This window comes from Thalassobacillus pellis, from assembly GCF_016908295.1.
GTDB lineage: Bacteria > Bacillota > Bacilli > Bacillales > Halobacillaceae > Thalassobacillus > Thalassobacillus pellis.
Genome location: NZ_JAFBDO010000006.1, coordinates 25,312 through 44,576 on the forward strand (window position 1 = coordinate 25,312; position 19,265 = coordinate 44,576).

At 37.8% G+C, this 19,265-nt stretch carries 20 protein-coding genes; 19 read left to right on the forward strand and 1 reads right to left on the reverse strand.

Annotated features, from left to right (window positions below; translation table 11 throughout):
• The first annotated feature begins 53 nt into the window (after window positions 1–53).
• The 3 genes from JOC33_RS16465 to JOC33_RS16475 all read left to right on the forward strand — a co-directional run bounded on the left by JOC33_RS16465 (window position 54) and on the right by JOC33_RS16475 (window position 2,175).
• The gene (locus JOC33_RS16465; protein ID WP_338054548.1) at window positions 54–1,106 is read left to right on the forward strand and encodes a lysozyme family protein; all 1,053 of its coding nucleotides are present in this window, start codon (window positions 54–56) and stop codon (window positions 1,104–1,106) included.
• Window positions 1,103–1,660 carry a hypothetical protein gene (locus JOC33_RS16470; protein ID WP_205093641.1) on the forward strand — a complete coding sequence of 186 codons (558 nt, stop codon included), beginning with the start codon at window positions 1,103–1,105 and terminating at the stop codon, window positions 1,658–1,660. Before JOC33_RS16465 ends, JOC33_RS16470 begins: the two co-directional genes overlap by 4 nt.
• Window positions 1,661–1,833: 173 nt before the next feature.
• Window positions 1,834–2,175 carry a hypothetical protein gene (locus JOC33_RS16475; RefSeq protein WP_205093642.1) on the forward strand — a complete coding sequence of 114 codons (342 nt, stop codon included), beginning with the start codon at window positions 1,834–1,836 and terminating at the stop codon, window positions 2,173–2,175.
• Window positions 2,176–2,352: 177 nt separating this feature from the next.
• Here the strand turns inward: JOC33_RS16475 and JOC33_RS16480 are convergent, their stop codons facing one another.
• Window positions 2,353–2,976 carry a hypothetical protein gene (locus tag JOC33_RS16480; protein ID WP_205093643.1) on the reverse strand — a complete coding sequence of 208 codons (624 nt, stop codon included), beginning with the start codon at window positions 2,974–2,976 and terminating at the stop codon, window positions 2,353–2,355.
• Window positions 2,977–3,516: 540 nt separating this feature from the next.
• Between JOC33_RS16480 and JOC33_RS16485 the strand changes: the two genes are divergently transcribed.
• The 16 genes from JOC33_RS16485 to JOC33_RS16560 all read left to right on the forward strand — a co-directional run bounded on the left by JOC33_RS16485 (window position 3,517) and on the right by JOC33_RS16560 (window position 19,252).
• Window positions 3,517–4,548 (forward strand): hypothetical protein, encoded by a 1,032-nt coding sequence (locus JOC33_RS16485; protein WP_205093644.1) that lies wholly within the window; start codon window positions 3,517–3,519, stop codon window positions 4,546–4,548.
• A gap of 126 nt (window positions 4,549–4,674) precedes the next feature.
• Entirely contained in the window at window positions 4,675–4,983 is a 309-nt protein-coding gene (locus tag JOC33_RS16490) for a hypothetical protein (RefSeq protein WP_205093645.1), read from the forward strand.
• Window positions 4,984–5,290: 307 nt separating this feature from the next.
• Window positions 5,291–5,635: a hypothetical protein gene (locus JOC33_RS16495; protein WP_205093646.1), complete on the forward strand. Its 345-nt coding sequence runs from the start codon at window positions 5,291–5,293 to the stop codon at window positions 5,633–5,635.
• Between the two features lie 210 nt (window positions 5,636–5,845).
• Window positions 5,846–6,175, forward strand: a complete 330-nt coding sequence (locus JOC33_RS16500; protein ID WP_205093647.1) for a hypothetical protein — start codon at window positions 5,846–5,848, stop codon at window positions 6,173–6,175.
• Window positions 6,176–6,926: 751 nt separating this feature from the next.
• Window positions 6,927–7,250 carry a nucleotidyltransferase family protein gene (locus JOC33_RS16505; protein WP_205093648.1) on the forward strand — a complete coding sequence of 108 codons (324 nt, stop codon included), beginning with the start codon at window positions 6,927–6,929 and terminating at the stop codon, window positions 7,248–7,250.
• Window positions 7,226–7,624 carry an HI0074 family nucleotidyltransferase substrate-binding subunit gene (locus JOC33_RS16510; protein WP_205093649.1) on the forward strand — a complete coding sequence of 133 codons (399 nt, stop codon included), beginning with the start codon at window positions 7,226–7,228 and terminating at the stop codon, window positions 7,622–7,624. Before JOC33_RS16505 ends, JOC33_RS16510 begins: the two co-directional genes overlap by 25 nt.
• Window positions 7,625–7,904: 280 nt before the next feature.
• A complete protein-coding gene (locus JOC33_RS16515) occupies window positions 7,905–9,131 on the forward strand; it encodes a YHYH domain-containing protein (protein ID WP_205093650.1) in 1,227 nt (408 codons plus the stop codon).
• A gap of 11 nt (window positions 9,132–9,142) precedes the next feature.
• Window positions 9,143–9,781, forward strand: a complete 639-nt coding sequence (locus JOC33_RS16520) for a PH domain-containing protein (protein ID WP_205093651.1) — start codon at window positions 9,143–9,145, stop codon at window positions 9,779–9,781.
• Window positions 9,782–9,887: 106 nt separating this feature from the next.
• Window positions 9,888–11,051, forward strand: a complete 1,164-nt coding sequence (locus JOC33_RS16525) for a hypothetical protein (protein ID WP_205093652.1) — start codon at window positions 9,888–9,890, stop codon at window positions 11,049–11,051.
• A 518-nt stretch (window positions 11,052–11,569) separates the two neighbouring features.
• Entirely contained in the window at window positions 11,570–12,187 is a 618-nt protein-coding gene (locus tag JOC33_RS16530) for an SLATT domain-containing protein (RefSeq protein ID WP_205093653.1), read from the forward strand.
• Window positions 12,188–12,197: 10 nt separating this feature from the next.
• Complete coding sequence (locus tag JOC33_RS16535) at window positions 12,198–13,514, forward strand: nucleotide-binding domain-containing protein (RefSeq protein ID WP_205093654.1); 1,317 nt, start codon at window positions 12,198–12,200, stop codon at window positions 13,512–13,514.
• Between the two features lie 723 nt (window positions 13,515–14,237).
• Window positions 14,238–14,393, forward strand: a complete 156-nt coding sequence (locus JOC33_RS16540) for a hypothetical protein (protein WP_205093655.1) — start codon at window positions 14,238–14,240, stop codon at window positions 14,391–14,393.
• 824 nt (window positions 14,394–15,217) lie between these two features.
• On the forward strand, window positions 15,218–16,465 hold the full coding sequence (locus JOC33_RS16545) for an ABC transporter substrate-binding protein (protein WP_205093785.1): 1,248 nt from the start codon (window positions 15,218–15,220) through the stop codon (window positions 16,463–16,465).
• A gap of 88 nt (window positions 16,466–16,553) precedes the next feature.
• A complete protein-coding gene (locus JOC33_RS16550) occupies window positions 16,554–17,405 on the forward strand; it encodes a carbohydrate ABC transporter permease (protein ID WP_205093786.1) in 852 nt (283 codons plus the stop codon).
• 17 nt (window positions 17,406–17,422) lie between these two features.
• Window positions 17,423–18,241 (forward strand): carbohydrate ABC transporter permease, encoded by an 819-nt coding sequence (locus tag JOC33_RS16555; protein WP_205093656.1) that lies wholly within the window; start codon window positions 17,423–17,425, stop codon window positions 18,239–18,241.
• Window positions 18,242–18,523: 282 nt separating this feature from the next.
• The gene (locus JOC33_RS16560; RefSeq protein WP_205093657.1) at window positions 18,524–19,252 is read left to right on the forward strand and encodes a GntR family transcriptional regulator; all 729 of its coding nucleotides are present in this window, start codon (window positions 18,524–18,526) and stop codon (window positions 19,250–19,252) included.
• Window positions 19,253–19,265 lie beyond the last annotated feature (13 nt).

Consider the following 19,265-nt stretch of genomic DNA (forward strand, 5'->3'; position numbering starts at 1 on the left):
GGCAGACGGCTACGACCTATAGCAAGCAACTGGCTCGAGGATGGTTGTGGAAAGTGTTATTGCCATATCTTCTCATCATAGGATTGTTCGGTGGGGCAGGGCTTTTCGTGTTTTTTCTGGCCAGCAGTACGCTTGATCAGGTCTTTCCAGGTGAAGAAGGAGAAGCCATGCACCTGTCGGAAGCGGTGTTGGAACATAAACCGATGGTGGCCCGTTATGCGGAGGAATACGGGATCGAACAACATGTTGGGTTGCTTTTGGCGTTAATGATGCAGGAGTCGGGAGGACGGGGGAAAGACCCGATGCAAGCCTCGGAATCGCTCTGCGGGTCAGTGGGATGTATCCAGGATCCGGAAGTATCCATTGAACAGGGCGTGAAGTACTTTGCTGCTGTGTTGGAACAGGCCGAGGGGGACATCAAACTGGCGTTACAAAGTTACAATTTCGGCCCTGGCTTTATCGACTACGTGCAGGAACGCGGCGGTGCTTACACCCAGGAGTTAGCCATTGATTTTTCCGCGATGATGTATCACCGGTTGAAGGATACTGGCGATTATAGCTGCATCCGTCCCGAGGCGCTTCCCTATAAGGCTTGCTACGGGGATATATACTATGTGGATGCGGTGCTGCAGTATTATGATTACAGCCAGGTGGTCGCCGGCAAAGGGGACTGGATTTCTCCGATCGCCGGAGCTTTAACAACGACCTCCGATTATGGGAGGCGAACGCATCCGATCAGTGGGAGACCAGATATCCATACGGGGATGGATTTTGGCTGCATCAACCATATCACTCCTATTCGATCAGCTGGCGCAGGTAAAGTGATTTATGCAGACTTCCACACCAGTTCAGATGGGTCGCCGGGGTACGGGAATTATGTCATCATCCAGCATGGAAAAGCGTTGTTTACAGCATATGCGCACCTTTCTTCTCGGAAGGTTGTCAAAGGAGACCTCGTGGAACAGGGACAAACGCTTGGCATTTGTGGTACGACTGGCTCTTCCACCGGTCCCCACCTCCATTTTGAAGCAAAGCGGGCGCCGTGGAAGGATCATATGAATCCAGGGCCTTTGCTTGGCTTATCTTCGGAAGGAGGGGCGTCATGATGCATGAGTGGATATGGAAAACCCTGATTCTTTTTCTCGCTCTTTTGGTCGGTATGGGCACCTGGATGGCGTTTCGTACAATTGATCAACAGGCGGTTGCTATTGAAAAATTGGAAGCCACCATCCAACGGCAGGAAGAGCAGCTGGCGTATTTCCAACATTATCTCCGTTCCCAATCGAAGGGGGAAGAACGATCAGAGAAGCAACAAATCCAAGAGACGGTCCGTGTCTTTGTCACTTCTGTCTTTCAGGTGACCGAAGACAATGCCCAAGAACGAAAGGCTAATGCGAAGACGGTAATGACCACCGCGTTATATGAGCACCTTTTTCCGGAGGGAGAGAAAGAGGGGGAGGGATTGATGTATGTACACGACGTGGAGGAGGTACAAGTATACACCACAGTGAATAAAGAAAAAGGCCATGCTTATGTGATCTTTGAACAGACAATGAAGAATCTAGCCAATGGCAAACAAGGTGTCAAGACGATTACGATGCAGTTGTCCTTAAAACGAGTGGATGATAGATGGAAAGTTTTTGAGTTTGAGACTGTTTGATTTAAACGGTAGTACACGTGCTCTGTTTTCAACGGGGAAGCATCCCTCCCTTGTTCTCTATTTTCATATTTCTTGCATTGGTCCCCTACCTACTATATAGTGCTGTTTAATAGTAAGAGAAAAACAGCAGTTCATGCACCGTCGTGTGTGTACTTGCAAAAGAGGTGTAGCAAGTGATTGAGGTGCAAATGAAGGTGTTAGATAAGAAATATTCGGAGAGCTTTCTGTATGTAAAGAAGCTGGAAAAAGGGAATGCCATCGACATTTATAGGAATGTACAAGAAACGTTTCCATCTTTTTTCGTCCCCTACGAGCAAGAGCACCTTCCGATGATTCAAATACAGCTATGGGAAATAGAAGGCGACGGAATTCCGGTTCGCTCGTTGCTTGAAGAAGCTTATCTGTTACTGGAAGGGAAGCAAGCATTGGTATCTTTTATCGAACAAAGAGACAAGGAAGGTAGAGAAACTCCTTCCATTGGCATATCTTTAAGGAAAAGTCATGGGGATTTATAACTCGTCCATATCCCTAGGCATAGATGGCCCTTTTATATCGCAGCAAAAAACAAACGTAAACGTTGATGTTTACGTTTGTTTTTTGTTATTACTTCTTATCTAGCATGGAGAAGTCTCTTCGAGAGAGACAATATGATTGTATCCCAACGGACATTACTAAAAAATTTAGTATTATTATTATTTCTTTTGATCTAGCCAAACATGAAGGCTGTTTGCGACGTGGTTGGCTCCCAGCTTCAATTCCTCATATAGGTAGGAAAGCAATACCCCCCAGGAAATTTCTTCTTCATAGGGGTTGTTTTGATTGATAAAACGCATCACTTTCTTCAATTCCCGCATCCGTCCTTCGTCTAGCTTCCCTTGTAGGTAGTGTCTGGTGAACGCATTGCTGAAATTCGTGTTGGTGATACTTGCCTCTAATAAAATGGCTGTCGCTCGGGAAGGCGTCACGTCCAAGGCGTAGGCTAGGGCACAGATCCGTTCATGGGTACGCTGCGGAAAACGGATGGTGACCCGTCCTGTTTTTTCTTTATCTTTTTTAGCTTGTAAGGACTCTCTTTCCAGGTCTCCCATGTAAAACGTGTTCCCCAAACGGAAATCCCTCCGGAAAAATTGCGAAAGGTATTCGATGACGTTTCGAGACCGGAGGCCAACGACACAAATTTCTTCCGCCACATCTTTCACGGGTGTGTTGGTGATATACGCTAATCGGTAGATGCATTCTTTTAATTGCATCGAAATGGTTGGTTTGCAATCAATTTTTTTATCGCTTCTTTTTTTCCGTTCTTTCCCCTGTATCATGCTCATCCCCACCTAAATTTTCGCATTTATGTTTAGGACACATTCCCTTTGTCCAAGTCTTACTCTTAATCTATGGGGAAGGACGGGGGAGTATGTATAGGAAGTTATCAATCTGGCAAAAATGGTGCTAACAGCGAAGGAAAGGGGAAGGTGTCATGGGTATGTCGAAAAAAGAAGCAAGGGACTTAGCTAAGAAAATGATTGCGAATGGCAAAAAACACAGCATTCCGATGAAAAAAAAGAAGGAAAGGTAAGGACCTTTACTATATATAACTAAATATAACTAACAAAAACAAACGTAAACGTTGATGTTTACGTTTGTTTTTTGTGTTGAAAATTTTTAAAAAATTTAAGCATCAGATTTTCTTGACTCTAAAAGAAATCCTGGATTCTAATAAACTTTTGTAATTTACCAATACAGCAACAGGTATGATCAGAAATAGTGATAAAAGCGTAATGAACTGCTTTCATTAAAGTAAATTTTTACCAATTATGTAACGGTATGTAGTACAATAAGTATAACAAAAAGGGGGAGTAGTAGTGTGTAGGTTGGCTTTGTTGCTATGTTTTAGTGTTTTTTTAGCAAGCTGCTCAACAAGCTTAAAAGCTGAGGAAGTGAATCAGTTAATCGAAAAGGAAAAGTATGAAGAAGCCATAAGTAAAATAGAAGAATATGAACTACTTAAATCAGATGTGAAAGAAACCGAGTATGATTATCAACTCCTTGTGCAAGTACATAAAGTAAATGAATTGATCAAAAAAGAAAAATTTGAGGAAGCATTATCTATAATTGAAGATGAGCAGCTTACAAAAAGAAAAAGTGTAAACAACCAATACCATTATGAAGATGTAAATAAATTAGTTAATATGCAAAAATTAGTGGACATGGGTGCTGATTTTAAAATTATTTCTGAATATAAAATAAATCCCATAATCGATAAAAAATTACAACAAAAAGCTGATAGGTTACTGGTATCTTTTCTAGAAAAAGCATCCAAAGATGAAAATTTATTGGAAGTGGCTTATTCCGACTTTTCCGAACTTGATGATTCTACTAAGCAGCGAATTACTAAAGAGATTGATTTCGAAAAACTTTATGAGAATTATGAGAATGAGAAAATTGAAAAATATATAACTTTATTAGAAAATAAGCAGTATAGTCAATTAGAGAGTATTACAGCGGGCAGTGGCGATAAATCAATAACAAATTTAAATCGGTTAGCAAATGCATATATAGTGTCTGAGAAAATTTTAGTTGGAAATTCTTATGTATATTCAAGAAAGGATGTAGAGAAATATTTGGATGAAATCAATAACCCAAACTCTGAAATCAAAAAACATATGAGAATTTTAGCTAACAGACTCGACTTAGATATCTTTAACAATAATATTGAGAAGAAAACAGGCGTATCCATTGGTATGACTAAAGAAGAAGTGTTGAGTTCAAGCTGGGGAGAGCCTGAAGATAAAAATATTACTCAAACAAAATATGGAACAAGAGAACAATGGGTTTATCCGGGTTTTCAGTACCTTTATTTTGAAGATGGAATTTTAGCCGCTATTCAAAAATGAAAAGCACTTAGGGGGGGAATAGGAAAGTGTCGGTTTGGAACGGGTTTCCTTTCTCAATCACTAAATAAGCTTCTAGAGTGTTCATAAAAGCAAGATTATGTATGGGTGGTTATGTGGAGTGAGATCATGCGAATCCAAATATGTAAGACTCTAATAATAATTAATTCAATTTTGCTTTTAGCCTCTTGTGGTATAGAAGATACTGTGAAATTTAATGGAAGGGCTTATGAGGGTTCTACTATCTATACCGAGAAAGAGTTCAATCAAAAGTATGGACAAGTCGAAGCTGTTGGAAAAAAAGTAATAGGTATGGAAATAATGATGTCAGAAGAAGGACAAAAAATAACAGAAGAACAAAATACAGTTCCAACGCTTCTTTTCCTAAAGAAAAATGAAAAAGAATATGTGGTTTATAGATTACAAGGTGGTACTTAAATAAACTAATAAGAAACCTTGAAACTGATCCTTCTGGAATAGGGGCAATTCTAATACAAAGGATCGCCCTCTTTTTAATGTTTGGGTAGTATTGTGGAAGACACAGTACTAGATAATTAGTTTGAAACTAAATTGGATTGGTATCGTACCTGTAATAAGAGGTTATTTATAATAGGGAATAAATGTAAAAGGAAGTAGTGAAAATATTATTGTTTCATGGCAGATTAGCAGAGTAGAGATACAGAAAAATGAGACCACAGAGGTCATTAGTGTGATACATATGGTGGGGAATAAGGGGGAGTACCAAATGGTAAAAAGCAAGATGTTCTTCATTATTGCAACTTTAGCTATTACTTTGATAGGTTGTTCACAGGTTGAAGAAGGAACATTTATTCAAGGAGAAATAAAAAAAATCAATAAAAAAAGTGGGGATATGGAAATTGAAATCAAATCCTGGACTACAGTTGGCGATGCAGGCTCCTCTACACAGTCATATGAATTTGAAAATAAGCCAGATTCCCAAACTATACAAGTGTCCAATCCAAAGAAATATGGTGAAGGCGAAAAAGTACAGGTGAAAGTTATCAAAAATTATGATGAAGATGTCTGGGATTTAGATAGATTAAAGTTTGAAGTAGAAACGGTGAATTAGATTATTAACCTATTGGGAGAGTTAGTTGGGAATCCTAAAGGTATCTCGATATCATGTTTTGTAATAAGGGGCATTTTAAAGGGAAATATTAGTTTAATGTTGCGTTGCTAGAAAAGAGTAAAGGTCTTAGGAGATTTTTGATGAAAAAGAAAAAGTTTTTTTATTATGCGGAGCTTTACTTTTTAAAGTTCAGTTCCCTTAGGACCAAAAATGTTTGTTGAACTCATTCATGCATCTCTAATGGAAAGTCGATACAACCTTACCTCTTTTAATAATGATTATCCTCCTAGGGAGCCGTATTTTGAATACGCAAACCATTCAATAAAGATTGATGAAGATTTAAAGAATAATGACACCTTTGTTGACCCTTGGGAACATAAAACAGCAATAGGTAATTTAGCTTTAATCGTTGATGGAAAGGCCAAGGAATTATTGGAAGAATATCCAGTGAGGGTTGAGCAAAGTGGATTAAGTAGATATTGGGGAGACATAGCCTTTATAGAAATAGAGGATATTAAAAAGAATAAAAAAAATCATTAGTAGTGGTTTTGAAAAAAACAAGAGAGATACAAAAAGAATTGCCGAATGGGGACATTACTGGCGGAGCTTCGTCTCATGAATTAAAGTACACTACATATACTTTCGATCTAGATGGCAGCATACATAGGGATGATTTCAGACTAAATCAAAGGAGTGCATTGCAAACTAAAATACTAAACGCAGGCGTGGTTGCACCTCATAGGTTAGGGTTCTATACAAATGCATGGCAGAGCTACCCTACGATATTTTTCCCTTTCATGTATCCATTACTACCAATGAGCCTAGGTGTTATTCTTATTCTGGTATCTCTCGTTCAGTTAAAGCGTGAAAAATACAATGGGAGATAAAAACATAAATAGTAGTGTTATCCCAATGTGACGTGTATATTTATTTTGAATCCAAGTCTTAAACCATAGTAAGCTTCTCTGGAATTAAGTTGATGCGTATTAGTCTAAGAACGATCTTCCACAAACTGGCGCTTTAATCAAGTAACTAGAGCCTCATTTCTCACATATTACACCGATATATTAGGCATTTAGATTTTTTATTTGTATTTCCTTACCGTTGTAAATCCCCATTTTCCTCACGCTACCTTTAACCATAGGTTACTCGGGTTCCTTCCCATCCCTTTTATCTTTAGGACACCTTCCTCCTGTCCAAGATATACGTTTACTCTAACGGGAAATAGGAGGGAGATAGATAGTAATCCTTTTAGGCGTACGTTATAATGAAGAAAAAAGGCAGGGGTACTATGAGACAGTCCACCGAACTGCGGGAACGAATCTTAAAACAGCTAAAAGCCATTGTACTTGAGCAACTGGCAACCCATAAGGTTCGTGTCTTTTTATTTGGATCATGGGCGAGGAAAGAGGAAAAACAAAGTTCCGATATCGATATAGCGATTGAATCCCCCCATCCGTTTCCTCCCGGAAAATGGAATGCACTTATGGAATCAATCGAAGAATCCACCATTCCCTATAAAGTGGATGTGGTGGACTTAAATCATGCGGATATAGCCCTTGTGAAAAAGGTGGAAGAGGAGGGGATTATATGGAAAGATTACGGCAGCGATTAGAAGCAGCAGAAAAAGCATTGGCTTCTTTTAAACAGCTAGCGATGCTCGACCAACCAACTGAGATAGAACGGGACGCAGCGATACAACGGTTTGAATTTTCTTTTGAGGCGAGCTGGAAAGCAGCCAAGCAGTTTTTATACGATATGGAAGGGTTGGATGTGGGTTCTCCAAAAGCTGTGATCCGGCGCAGCCGGGAAGTCCAACTTTTTCAGGACGATGAAGCGATCGTCGCTTTGGAGATGGTGAATGATCGTAACTTAACCGTACATACCTATAATGAAGAAGTGGCTCTCAAAATCCAAGCCAATTTGCATGTGTATCATGACCTGTTGCAAAAATGGATTGGACGTATGCGAGATCGAATCACCATATAAGTACCAAGGATCCATATAGACAAACGTAAACATCAACGTTTACGTTTTTTTTTTTATGGGCAAAAAAAGGAAGCATCGGTTGGGAACGGGTCCTTCGCAGCCCGCGAATCATTACCTTTCGATATAAAAGTATGGAAAATAATTCTTTACGTCCAGGCATAGTTTTTATTTATAAATGTAGGAGGGAAGTTGGGAAGGGAGTGAAAAAAGTCCTGTCTATTTTGGTTGAAATCTTGTAAAATAACTTTAAGTAATTTACAAAATATGGGGGTTATTACATATGAAGGGACTTATCCTTTTAATCTTTACCTTATTTCTCCTGGTGACATTCCAGGATAACACAGCAGAAGCTCATTCCGGTCGTACCGATAGCAATGGGGGGCATAACTGTTCCCAAAAATCAATTTCCAAAGGACTTTGTACCGGTTACCACTATCATAACGGGGGCAGTGATACTTCCTCTAATGGGAACACATCAAGCACACCACCTTCTTCCCAGTCGTCCCAACCGAATGACAAAGATTGTTCCGACTTTTCCTCTTATGAGGAAGTGGTAGCGTATTGGAACCGAAAAGGCTATACCAAAGACTATGATCCAGAAAGGCTGGATGGGTTCGGAAATGTCGTAGATGATGGCATTCCTTGTGAAGCTCCGAGTGGTTATGATACGAGCAACATAAATGGAAGTCCAGCTCAAGTGGCCAAAGAGGAAAAGGCTGCTGGAGAAGAGGAAGGCTATCACGCTGGATTAAAAGACGGATATGCCGATAAAGAAAAAAAGGATGCCCTGGATAGTGGTTCAGAGGCGTATCAAGAAGGATATGACACGGGATACACCAAAGGTTATCAGGAAGGTAAAGCGAAACTAAAGAAAGAAAAACAAGCAGCTCAACAAGCCGGTTATGATTATGGGAAAGAAGCAGATCAACTAAAAATTCCATCGGCCTATAATCAACACGATGCTTTAAAGGCAGCTTTTGAAGAGGGGTATCAAAAAGCGGTACAGGAAATCATAAAACAGAAAGAAAAAGCGTTGGAAGCGCAGGGATATGAGGATGGAAAAAACGATGTGAAAGAGCTGCCTCAAGATGCTGAGAAAAATTTTGTGGAAGCCTATGAAAAAGGGTTCGAAGAAGGACAACAAGCTTTGAAGCAAACGTATCTCGATCAGGGATATCAAGCAGCTTTTCAAATGGTTACCTATAAGCAACCAGACTTAGCTAAAGAAAAATATATCGCCTGGTACAAAGAAGGCTTCGAAGCAAATGAAGAGGTTTTGAAAATCCAGGATATGGCTTATGAAAATGGTCTTCAAGGAAAGGAACTAAGTGTACCGGAAAAGTATAAGGATGCCAAAAAAGTATATACCCATTATCATCAAATCGGCATCGCCGAGTATGAAGAAAAACAAGAGAAAGAGAACACTCGAAACCTGATGGGGCTGGGAGTGATTGTTTTAGGGTGGCTGGGAAGAAGGATGTATGTGGCGAAGAAAATGATTGCTTAGGGGGAGAGCAAATGGGCGTTTACCGTACGTTTTGTTACAAAGTAGAAGATGTCTTTGTCGGTCTGTTCAGTAAGAAGCAGGACCCGGAAGAAGTGAAACAAAAAGTGAAGGAATATCGAGACCAAAAAGAGGCCATTAAGCAAAAGAAAAAAGAAGCAGCTCAAAAGCAGGCGGAAGAAGCAAAGAGACAAAAAGAATTGAAAAAGGAACAAGAACACCAGGAAGTACTTGCTTTATTGTCCAAGGTATTGGATCTTAACAACACCAATTATACGGAGTATGAATACCGAGAAGTCAAAACCAACAAACACTTTTTCCAGCAGCTGGTCCAAACCATTTATGAACCGGAGGAACAGGGGTTGACGTTTCTCCATTGTGAGTTTGATAAGACGCGAAACAAAGAAATAAAAGGGTATTTGATCGCTACAAACAAACGCGTGTGGTTTGTTTCTAAATCTTTGCAATTCCAGCAAAAGTTCCGCTATCAGACCATCAAGGATCTCCGCTACCACCGTGATGGTATCTTAGAGAAAGAATTAAAGATTCAATATGGCACCAAGAAATTGGAATTCGATGAAATATATGAGCCAAAACAATTACAGAAATTAGTGAACATTATAGAGAGAAACTCCCTAAATGTTCATTGCTGAAAGAAAAGGGTACGTTTTTTAAGCGAGCTCTTCTGTATTTTCGAGGTTTTTCGGTAAGAGGTAACTTGTTCCATTATAAGCTATTTTAGAAACGTGAGGTTTATCTATGAAATTAAAAGCAGTATTTTCAAATGAAATGCCATTTATGGTACAGCTCCCTTCTGGAGATTATAAAGTAAAAGTTAAGTACGGTATTAATAATGAAGAAAATGAATTAATTTTATCTTTAACAGATGAAATGTACCGTTTACATCTTGATAGTCAGCCCGGTAAAGGTTCATATGTAGATGGGTTAGTTAGTAAACTTAATAAATATATTAAGGATAATAATCTTAAAACCTATGCTTTTACTCCACTCAGAAGTTATGTAACTTGCAGCACGGAAAAAGAAATAACAATTACAGAGGAGAGGGCTAAAGGAATAAGAGAAGAAGACATTAAGGAAAAAACAATAAAACCTTTTCTTATTTCAGAAGGTATTAAGAATGGAAGACCTATAAATGGTGAAGAACTAAACAAAAAAGCAGCAGAGATTTATACAGAATTATCTGAGGAAGAAAAAAATGATATGAGAATAGAAGTTGTTGCTAAAAGAGAACTCTATAAATTAACGGGTATTATTACTCATTATCATAAGGCGCTAAATACCTTTATAAAGCAATATAGATATGTCAGAAATGATTTTTTTGTTGAACCTTTAACGATTCATACTTTAGAAGGAACTTTTGTTCAAACTTATATAGACAACAATTTGTATGAACAGTATAAACACGCTGGTAAAGCACCGTCTATTATAACCCATAGCCAATGGATGCCCGATATTTCACCCATTGAGTTACAGGAATTGAAAAATAATCTGGTATCCTTTTATAGGATTAATCCTTCAAAAGAGTTAATTATAACAGCTAGAAACTTATTAGAAAGAGGAGAGTATAGATCGGCTGTTATTGAGGCAAACGCTGCTTTAGAAATAGCAGTAGCAGAAAAAATAACAGAAAAAATGAAAGAAAACGGTGATAGTACCACAGTTATTGATGCTTATTTAGCAAGAACAGAAACAAACTTTTATCAAAGATGTGATTATCAACTAAAGGCAAAGACTTCTTTTTCTTTTGTAACAGATAATTCAACTTTATGGAGAGTTATTAGTGCACATAGAAAGACTTTCAGGCATAAAATTGCTCATACTGCTTTAACCCCTCCATCTAATGAAGTAGAAGGAATAATTGATGATTATGAGAGAGCAATACAATGGGTAGAGTCCCTTTGATTATTTTGATGGTCATTTACTTAAAAACAAATAAGAATGGTATTAAAATTGTAAATTACATATAAACGTCAAATGACTATGGCACGATGGAAAAGAGGTTTCGGTTGATAGTGAACAATAAAATCCTCTAATTAGAGGGCTTTATTGTTTTTCTACAAATTTAATAGTAGGCTCCTTTCTTTAGCAAGTTCCAAAACGTTTCCTTTTTTCTATAAGAAAATCTTTAAAGGTTCAGATTCCCTTTTAGGACATTACTCCCATAGTCGTTCTTCATTCTTGGTATTACCAAGTGATAATTTAATGAAGTGACAAAAGCTTAATTTCTCACTACAACCAAAAAGTCATTTAATGAAACAGCAGTCCGAAAAGGCTGCTGTTTTAAATATTTAGGTAGGTTATGAAAAATTGATTTTAGCATGTATATCTTTCTAACAAAAAAAGCATCATATTCTAGGTGCGCTACCCAGCTGCTAGTTTGCTATAATGTAATAGGGAAATAAAAGTAAAAGAGGGATAAATTGGATAGGAATAGTTTGTTAAAGTCTATTGCGATAAAGGGATATGATATCGGATTTGGAGCTAAGAAGCATTTCGCCACATTTGATATGGCCTGTAAGGTTCCAAATTTTATTGCTCTTGGCACATTAACTGCCGGGGTTGTTCAACTAGGTTTTGAGATACCAGGACTGATAAGCAAAATATTATCTGTTTTATTAATATCCATTGGTATAGCTTCGATTTTTATTAATCATTATGCAGATAAAAAACAAGAATACGTAGATGCCGGTGTGACAATTAATACGATATACCAAGAGCTAAGAAACTTGTATTTTAAAGTGCAAGGGACGAGAGAAGATGATGAAGAACGTTTGGAAGAGCACGAACAAGCTTATAACGAACTTATTAAACGATTTAATGAAACGGGGATCACCCAACAGATAGTTTTCAGCGATTGGTATGCCCATTATAAATTTTTTGTCCAATTGGAGACGGATTGGATTGAAGAACAGAGGCCGTTTAAATTCAAGGATAAAATGCCATTAGCATTTAGGTGGGCGCTATATTTGCTTGTGGGTTCACTAGCTATAGTGATTGTTACCGTCGTTGTATTGTTCATTTATAATCTGCTCATTTAAGGAGGATTTTATGGGGATAGAGAAAGCTTTCGAAGAGTTCATTGATTACTTGCAGGATATTGAATTCAAAGATAAAGAGAAACGTATGAAACGTATTACTAAGAAACTAAATAAAGCCTATTACAATGGAAATGAAAGTGAAGAGGAGCATTTCTTGCTAGTAGGTTCTTTGGGAAGGAAAACAGCTATAAAAGGAGTTAGTGATGTGGATATAGCATTTGTATTCCCCGAAGAAATCTATAGGAAATATGATGCTCGTAAAAATAATGGCCAGTCTGATTTGCTGCAGGATGTCAAAACTACGTTATCTGAATTAGCATCAAGAACGATAGTGCGAGGAGACGGGCAAGTGGTTGTTTTAGAATTTACCGACTATGAAGTGGAGTTATGTCCTTACTTTTATAAAGATGAAGAAAGCTACCTCTATCCTAATTCCAATAATGGTGGTTCATGGCAAGTCACCAAACCTATTCCGGAAATCACTAAGAGTGAAATCATGATGAATGAATCAGATGGCAATTTTCAAAATGTATGCAATTTAATGCGGGCGTGGAAAAATAAGCAAGGTTTTAAGTTTGGCGGATTGCTAATCGATACTCTCGTTTATAAGTTTTTTCTAGAAAATCCACACAATTATAAAGCCGATTTTTCAGACTACACTCAACTTCTAAAGGACTTATTCTATTATTTGAAAGGGTTAAATAAGGACCAAAAATATTGGTTGGCAGTGGGGAGTAACCAACGAGTATTTAATAAAGAGGGAAAGTTTGTTGCAAAAGCAAAGAATGCATACAACAAGATAAAAGACATTCCTAATGACAGCGATGAAATGTATGGAAAGATGAGAGAGATTTTTGGAAACAAGTTACCTAACATAATAGAAGAGAGAGTTGAAAAGAGCTTTTTCGAGGCATTCGGTTCAAAAGATACAGAGGAATTCATTGAAAATATGTATCCTGTAGACATTCGTTATCCAATAGAGGTAAATTGCGAAGTAACTCAAGATGGGTGGAGGAAAACAGCTTTACAAAAAATCCCGTTTTTACAAGCAGACAAGAAATTAGAGTTCAAGGCTATAATATCCGCTGATATTGAAGAACCATATGATATCAAATGGAAGGTTCGAAACGTTGGAGAAATAGCTCACAAGAGAAATATGATAAGAGGGCAAATCGAGGAAGGAAAAGTCGATAAACATACTCACAGGGAAACAACGAAATTTAAAGGTCATCATTATGTTGAGGCATATGTAATTAAGAATGGTGTGGTGGTCGCCAAAGGAAGGGTAGACGTTCCGATAAATGTTAAAAAGGAATTAAGAGTATAAAGTATAAAAAAGCCTACCTACTTTAGAGTGGGAGGAGGAAGATAAATGAAAGATGAATTAGTAAATTATAGGGCTGGTGGATGGTGTTATTATGGTATTAACACTGTCTAAAGTCCCTCATTTAAAGAAACAGATAATATAGGTAAATTTAATGAAATGCGAGAATTAATACTTTAGGCAATCAAACAAGGTATCACTCCATTAATTAAACATACTGATCTTGATATGATTAATTTAATCCACGTTCAAAAGATGGCTCATGGGTGATTGTTTGGTATTCAACTGATGAAGAAAATGCTCTAAAGGGTTTAGCTAAATTTTTGATTGTTCATGGGTTAGTAGCAAAAAGTGGAATATTGGTTAGAGGGTGTTAAAAAAAGGATCGAGGATTGGTTAGTGAACCAACACAAGTGTAGTCATAAAACAAACGTAAACGTTGACGTTTACGTTTGTTTTATATTTCAAAAGGTAATACTCGTGTAGCTAGGAGGGGATGCTCCTAATATTGATGTCTCTGTTTTATGTCTTATAAAAAAGATTATTCCCGCGACAATTTCTCACCCATAACATATCCCTACAGTTAATGTTTGGATACCATAATCTCCATTGATAAGAATCATAGGTTCATTGGGTTCACTCTCCTTTCCTTTTTCATTTATCCTTAGGACACATTCCATAAGTCCAAGACTTACGTTTTCTCTAACAGGAAAAAGCAGGGGTTTTATGAGCGATTCCACCGGCTTGCGGGTACGAATCTTAGAGCAGCTAAAAATCATTGTATTCGACCAATTGACAGCCCAAAAGGTTCGTGTCTATTTATTAGATCATGGGCAAGGGAAGAGGAAAAATAAAGTTCCGATATTGATATGGAGATTGTGAAAAAGGAGGGGATTATATGGAAGGCAGCGATTAGAAGCAGCCGGGTAGTCTATCTCTTCCAGGATGATGAAGCAATAGCACTCAAAATACAAGCCAATTTGCATGTGTATGATGATGTATTACAAAAATAGATCGACTGTATACGAGATAAGGTAGCAACATAAATACCAAGGTTCCATAAAACAAACGTAAACGTTGACGTTTACGTTTGTTTTATGACCGAGAAAAGGAAAGCAATCGGTTTGGGGCTGGTTTCCTTTCGCAGGCATGCGTAACGGAGCGGAAGCAAACCGTGCTAGAGGAATATTATCTGGTAGACGAAAAGGGGGTTCAACTCTTACTAAGGGTTACTTACTGTGACTTAGAAACAGACCTTTGATAAGAATCAAGTCTTTTATCACATGGAGACATGGAATGACCAATACCTTGCCTGCCTGTAGCGAAAAGCTATCTATCAGGTGTACAATACATAAAAAATTCCTACTGAATTTTATTTGAAAGTTACCTGGACTGTAAATAATTTATATTTTTTTTAAGTCCGAAAAAATAGAATAGTCTAAAAATTCAGTATTGAAAACGCTTTATTTTTATGTATAATGAGAATAAAGTATCTAAGGCTTGGTTTATTTCTTGCTAGATTTTTAAATTTAAGGATGGGGGGACGATAAAGAATAAAAGGTAATTACCTTATTAATAAAGATAGGTACCTAATGATAACTTGTTTGGTATTGGTTTAGTAATAAAGGTCATTATGTATGATTTAAATATAATGATGTAATGATGATTGAAATCGAAAAAAGGAGGACTTACAAGTGAAAAAACGAATGTATGTACTGCTATCAATTCTTCTGGTGGTTAGTCTTTCGCTCATGGGGTGCAATTCAGGAGCTTCTACTGCAGAAGGAGGAAGTTCTTCTGATGGAAAAACTAAAACGATAAACTTTGTACATTGGAGGGGAGAAGATAATGAAGCCTTTAGTCATTTAATTAAAAAGTTTGAAGAAAAAAATCCGGGTATCAAGGTACAAATGAATATATACTCCTCGAATTCGTATCAATCCAAAATACAGCCAACTTTACTCTCAGGGAAAGGTGCCGATGTATTTGCTAGTTTCCCAGGTTCTAGATTTTCTGTGTTACAAAAAGCAGGGGCCTATGAGGACCTTAGTGATCAAGAATTTTTAAACAGTTTTTCCGAAAACTTACTTAAAGCCGGACAAGTAGATGGTAAGCAATTAGCCGTCCCCTTCCAACTCGTTTATAACCAACCTGTTTATAATAAGGGTATTTTTGAAGAACTTGGTCTTACCCCACCAGACGATTGGAAAGGTTTTTTAGAACTTTGTGAAACTTTAAAGAAAAATGGGTATATACCTCTTTTATGGTCAGGGGACATCAGCGCAGGCCAATTTATTAATCCAATGGTAATGAACAACCAACCAACTGCAGATGCATTAGCTCGTATCGAAAAAGGAGAAGTGAAGTTAACAGACGAGTGGTTTGTTAAAACTCTGTCCCAAATTAAAACTCTTAATGATAACGGATACTTACAAGAAAACCCTCTAGGAACGAAAAAAGCTGGTGCAGCTTCCATGCTTGCGCAAGAAAAAGGAGCCATGCTCGCACATGGATCCTATATAATGGCGACGGTTAAACAACAAAACCCAGACATTAAACTAGGATTACTTGCCCCAATTACAGTGCCGAAAGACAAAGCTAAATATTTAGGGATTCATACGGCAACCTTTATGTTAGGCATTAACAAAAACTCTAAATATAAGGAAGCTGCCGCCAAATTTATTGAGTTTCTAACCCAACCTGAAAATGCGTCCTACTATGCTAAAAAAACTGGGCAACTACTTACATTAAAAGAGGTAGAATATGACTCACCTGCACTCAAGGAAAGTGCAAAGTGGGTGGAAAAAGAAACCCTTTTTCAACCGCGATACATGATTACAGTACCTGAAGTGGAACAGGCTATTGTCACAGCGGTAGATGATGTCATTATGGGGATGGACCCAGAAGAGGCTGCAAAAAAAGCACAGGAGGAAGTGAATCGTGCAATTAAATAATAGTGCTGGAACTGTAAAAGGGAAATCTTCTCCTTTTTACAGTTCCAAAATTAGAAGGAAGAAGTTAAAAGTTAACTGGGCGTTGTTCATGTTTGTCCTCCCTGGTTTTTTGGTTTATAGTGTTTTCTTTGCTGGTCCCACTATAGCAGCTTTAGTTCTTAGCTTTACTGACTGGAACGGAATTGCAGCAGAGCTAAATTTTATCGGATTTAGTAACTACATTGAGCTATTTACAAATGACCCCATCTTTTATCAATCTTTAACCAATAATTTAAAATTCACGGTTAGTGTACTTGCTTTTCAAACCGTTTTAAGTTTGGTATTTGCCATCATGTTGGTTAAGAATACTAAAGCTAATGTCTTTTATCGTTCTATATTCTTTTTCCCCACTGTCGTAGCATCGGTCTCTATTGCTTTTACATGGAACTTTATGTATGACCCTAATATTGGGGTAATTAATAATACCCTTTCGGCCATAGGACTTGAAAATTTAACACAATCCTGGCTGGGGAATCCCGATATAGCAATCTATAGTATAGCGTTCATTCAATTTTGGATGCATACGGGCCAGATGCTCATCATTTTTGTTGCCGGATTGCATTCCATACCAAAGGAACTATACGAAGCTGCCAGTATAGAAGGTGCAGGGAAGTGGCATACGTTTCGATATGTCACATGGCCGCTGCTTGCTCCGTCGGCTACTATAGTTGTTGCCTATACGACGATTCAGAGTTTCAAGGCATTCGACCTGATCATAGCTACAACTAATGGGGGACCCTCCTATGCAACAGAGATTTTATCCTTATTGCTTTATCATGAAGCTTTTAATAATTTTAGATTCGGTTATTCTTCCGCTATTTCGGTAATTTTTATGATTATCATTGCGGTGATAACCATTGTACAATTCAGAATATTAAAATCAAATGATGTTAAGTATTAATGGGGGAGGGGAATACAATGAAAAAAAAAGAATTTCCAAGACAATTAATACTACTTTTTTATACTGCTGTGATTCTCATTCCGTTAAGCATGGTATTTTTAGCTACATTTAAAACAACATCTCAACTTTTTAAGGATCCATTAGGTCTTCCTGAAAGTTTTTCTCTTGACAATTATTACGAGTTATTTGTTAAAGAGGCAATGCTACAATACTTTCTAAACAGTATCATTGTTACTGCCATTACAGTATTCTGTGTGATTTTACTGGCTACTCTTATCAGTTACTCCATCATTAGAATATCTGGAAAAATGGGTATTTTATTGTTTGGCTTTTTTGTAGCTGGAATGATGGTCCCAACTCAGGTAAACATGATTCCCATATATTTGTTAGTTACAAAGTTAGGAATGATTGACACTCTAAGGGGGGTTATTCTAGTCTCTATTGGGTTTTTAATTCCTATTGCTGTATTCATACTAACGGGTTTTATGAAAACGTTATCAAAGTCGTTATTTGAGGCGGCAAAGATGGATGGGGCTAATGAATGGCAGATTTATTCAAAAATTGTATTACCGTTATCACTTCCAGCCATAGCGACTGTGACTATTTTTTCTCTCGTGATTGTATGGAATGACTTGCTTTATCCGTTACTGCTTTTAAAATCCGATTCTGTTAAGACTTTGCCTATCGCTCTTCTTGAATTTCAAGGGCAGTACCTCACAAATTATCCACTTATTTTCTCTGGAGTCATCATTGCTTCGTTACCTATGACTATCGCTTATATATTTTTACAGCGTTATTTCATAGCTGGAATGACAGCAGGCTCAGTAAAGGGATAGAATCCTGGAGAAAGTTCAGTATCTAAAGCCCATGCGATAGTCTAGTGAAGAAATTTGCTCCCATGAGCCCGTGTGTGGCAAAAATTATGATGCCTACTAGGTTCCTTTAGGTAGTGAAGACCACCTACCTCTGGGTTTGTACACTTTTCAGCGGATAATCAGCATGTAGTGTGCCTGTCTCTTGGAAATGGTATGAAATACAAATCATCAATCAACACGGCTCCATATCAAGGACAAACATGAGAACTAATAAAATTAAACACTAACGAAAGAAGGATAATTATGAAGCTTGTTGACCAAAGTAAACCAACTCCTCTTTATCACCAGGTTAAGGATATATTAGTTAATCGTATTCAGAACAAGATTTGGCTTCCAGGGAACCTTATCCCTACCGAGCAGGAGCTCATTGAAGAGTTTGGCGTTAGCCGTACGACTATTCGTCAGGCCATATCAGCGATGGTTCAAGACGGATTATTGGAGAGGCGTCAAGGAAAAGGGACCATTGTCAATTCCCCAAAACTTGTTGGCACCCTTGGAAGGTTAACGGGCTTTGCAGAAGAAGTGATGGAAAAGGGGCATTTACCTCGTTCTAAGGTCTTAAGGGCCGGATTTTATGATCATTTGTACATTGAGAAAAATAAATTACAGGTCCCAGAGGATTCGAAAATTCTGGTTATAGAACGCATTAGGTTTGCTGACAATGATCCCATTGCTTATGAGCGTACTTGTTGGCCGGAGAAGATTGGGGAAGTATTAATGCAACATGATCTTGAGGGGGCTAAGTATTATCAAATATTAGAAGCACATGGGATGTATTTAAAAAGAGCAGACGAAACTATTAAAGCAACGAACGCCACAATTGATGAAGCAAACTTGCTCGGTATCTCTCCTGGAGAGGCGTTACTTGAGATGAAGCGGTTAAGCTTTGGCATCGATGACCACCCCATAGAGTTCACTAGAACGAAATACAGGTCCGACCGTTACCAATATAGTATTGAATTAAAACGGTAGTTAAGATGATAGG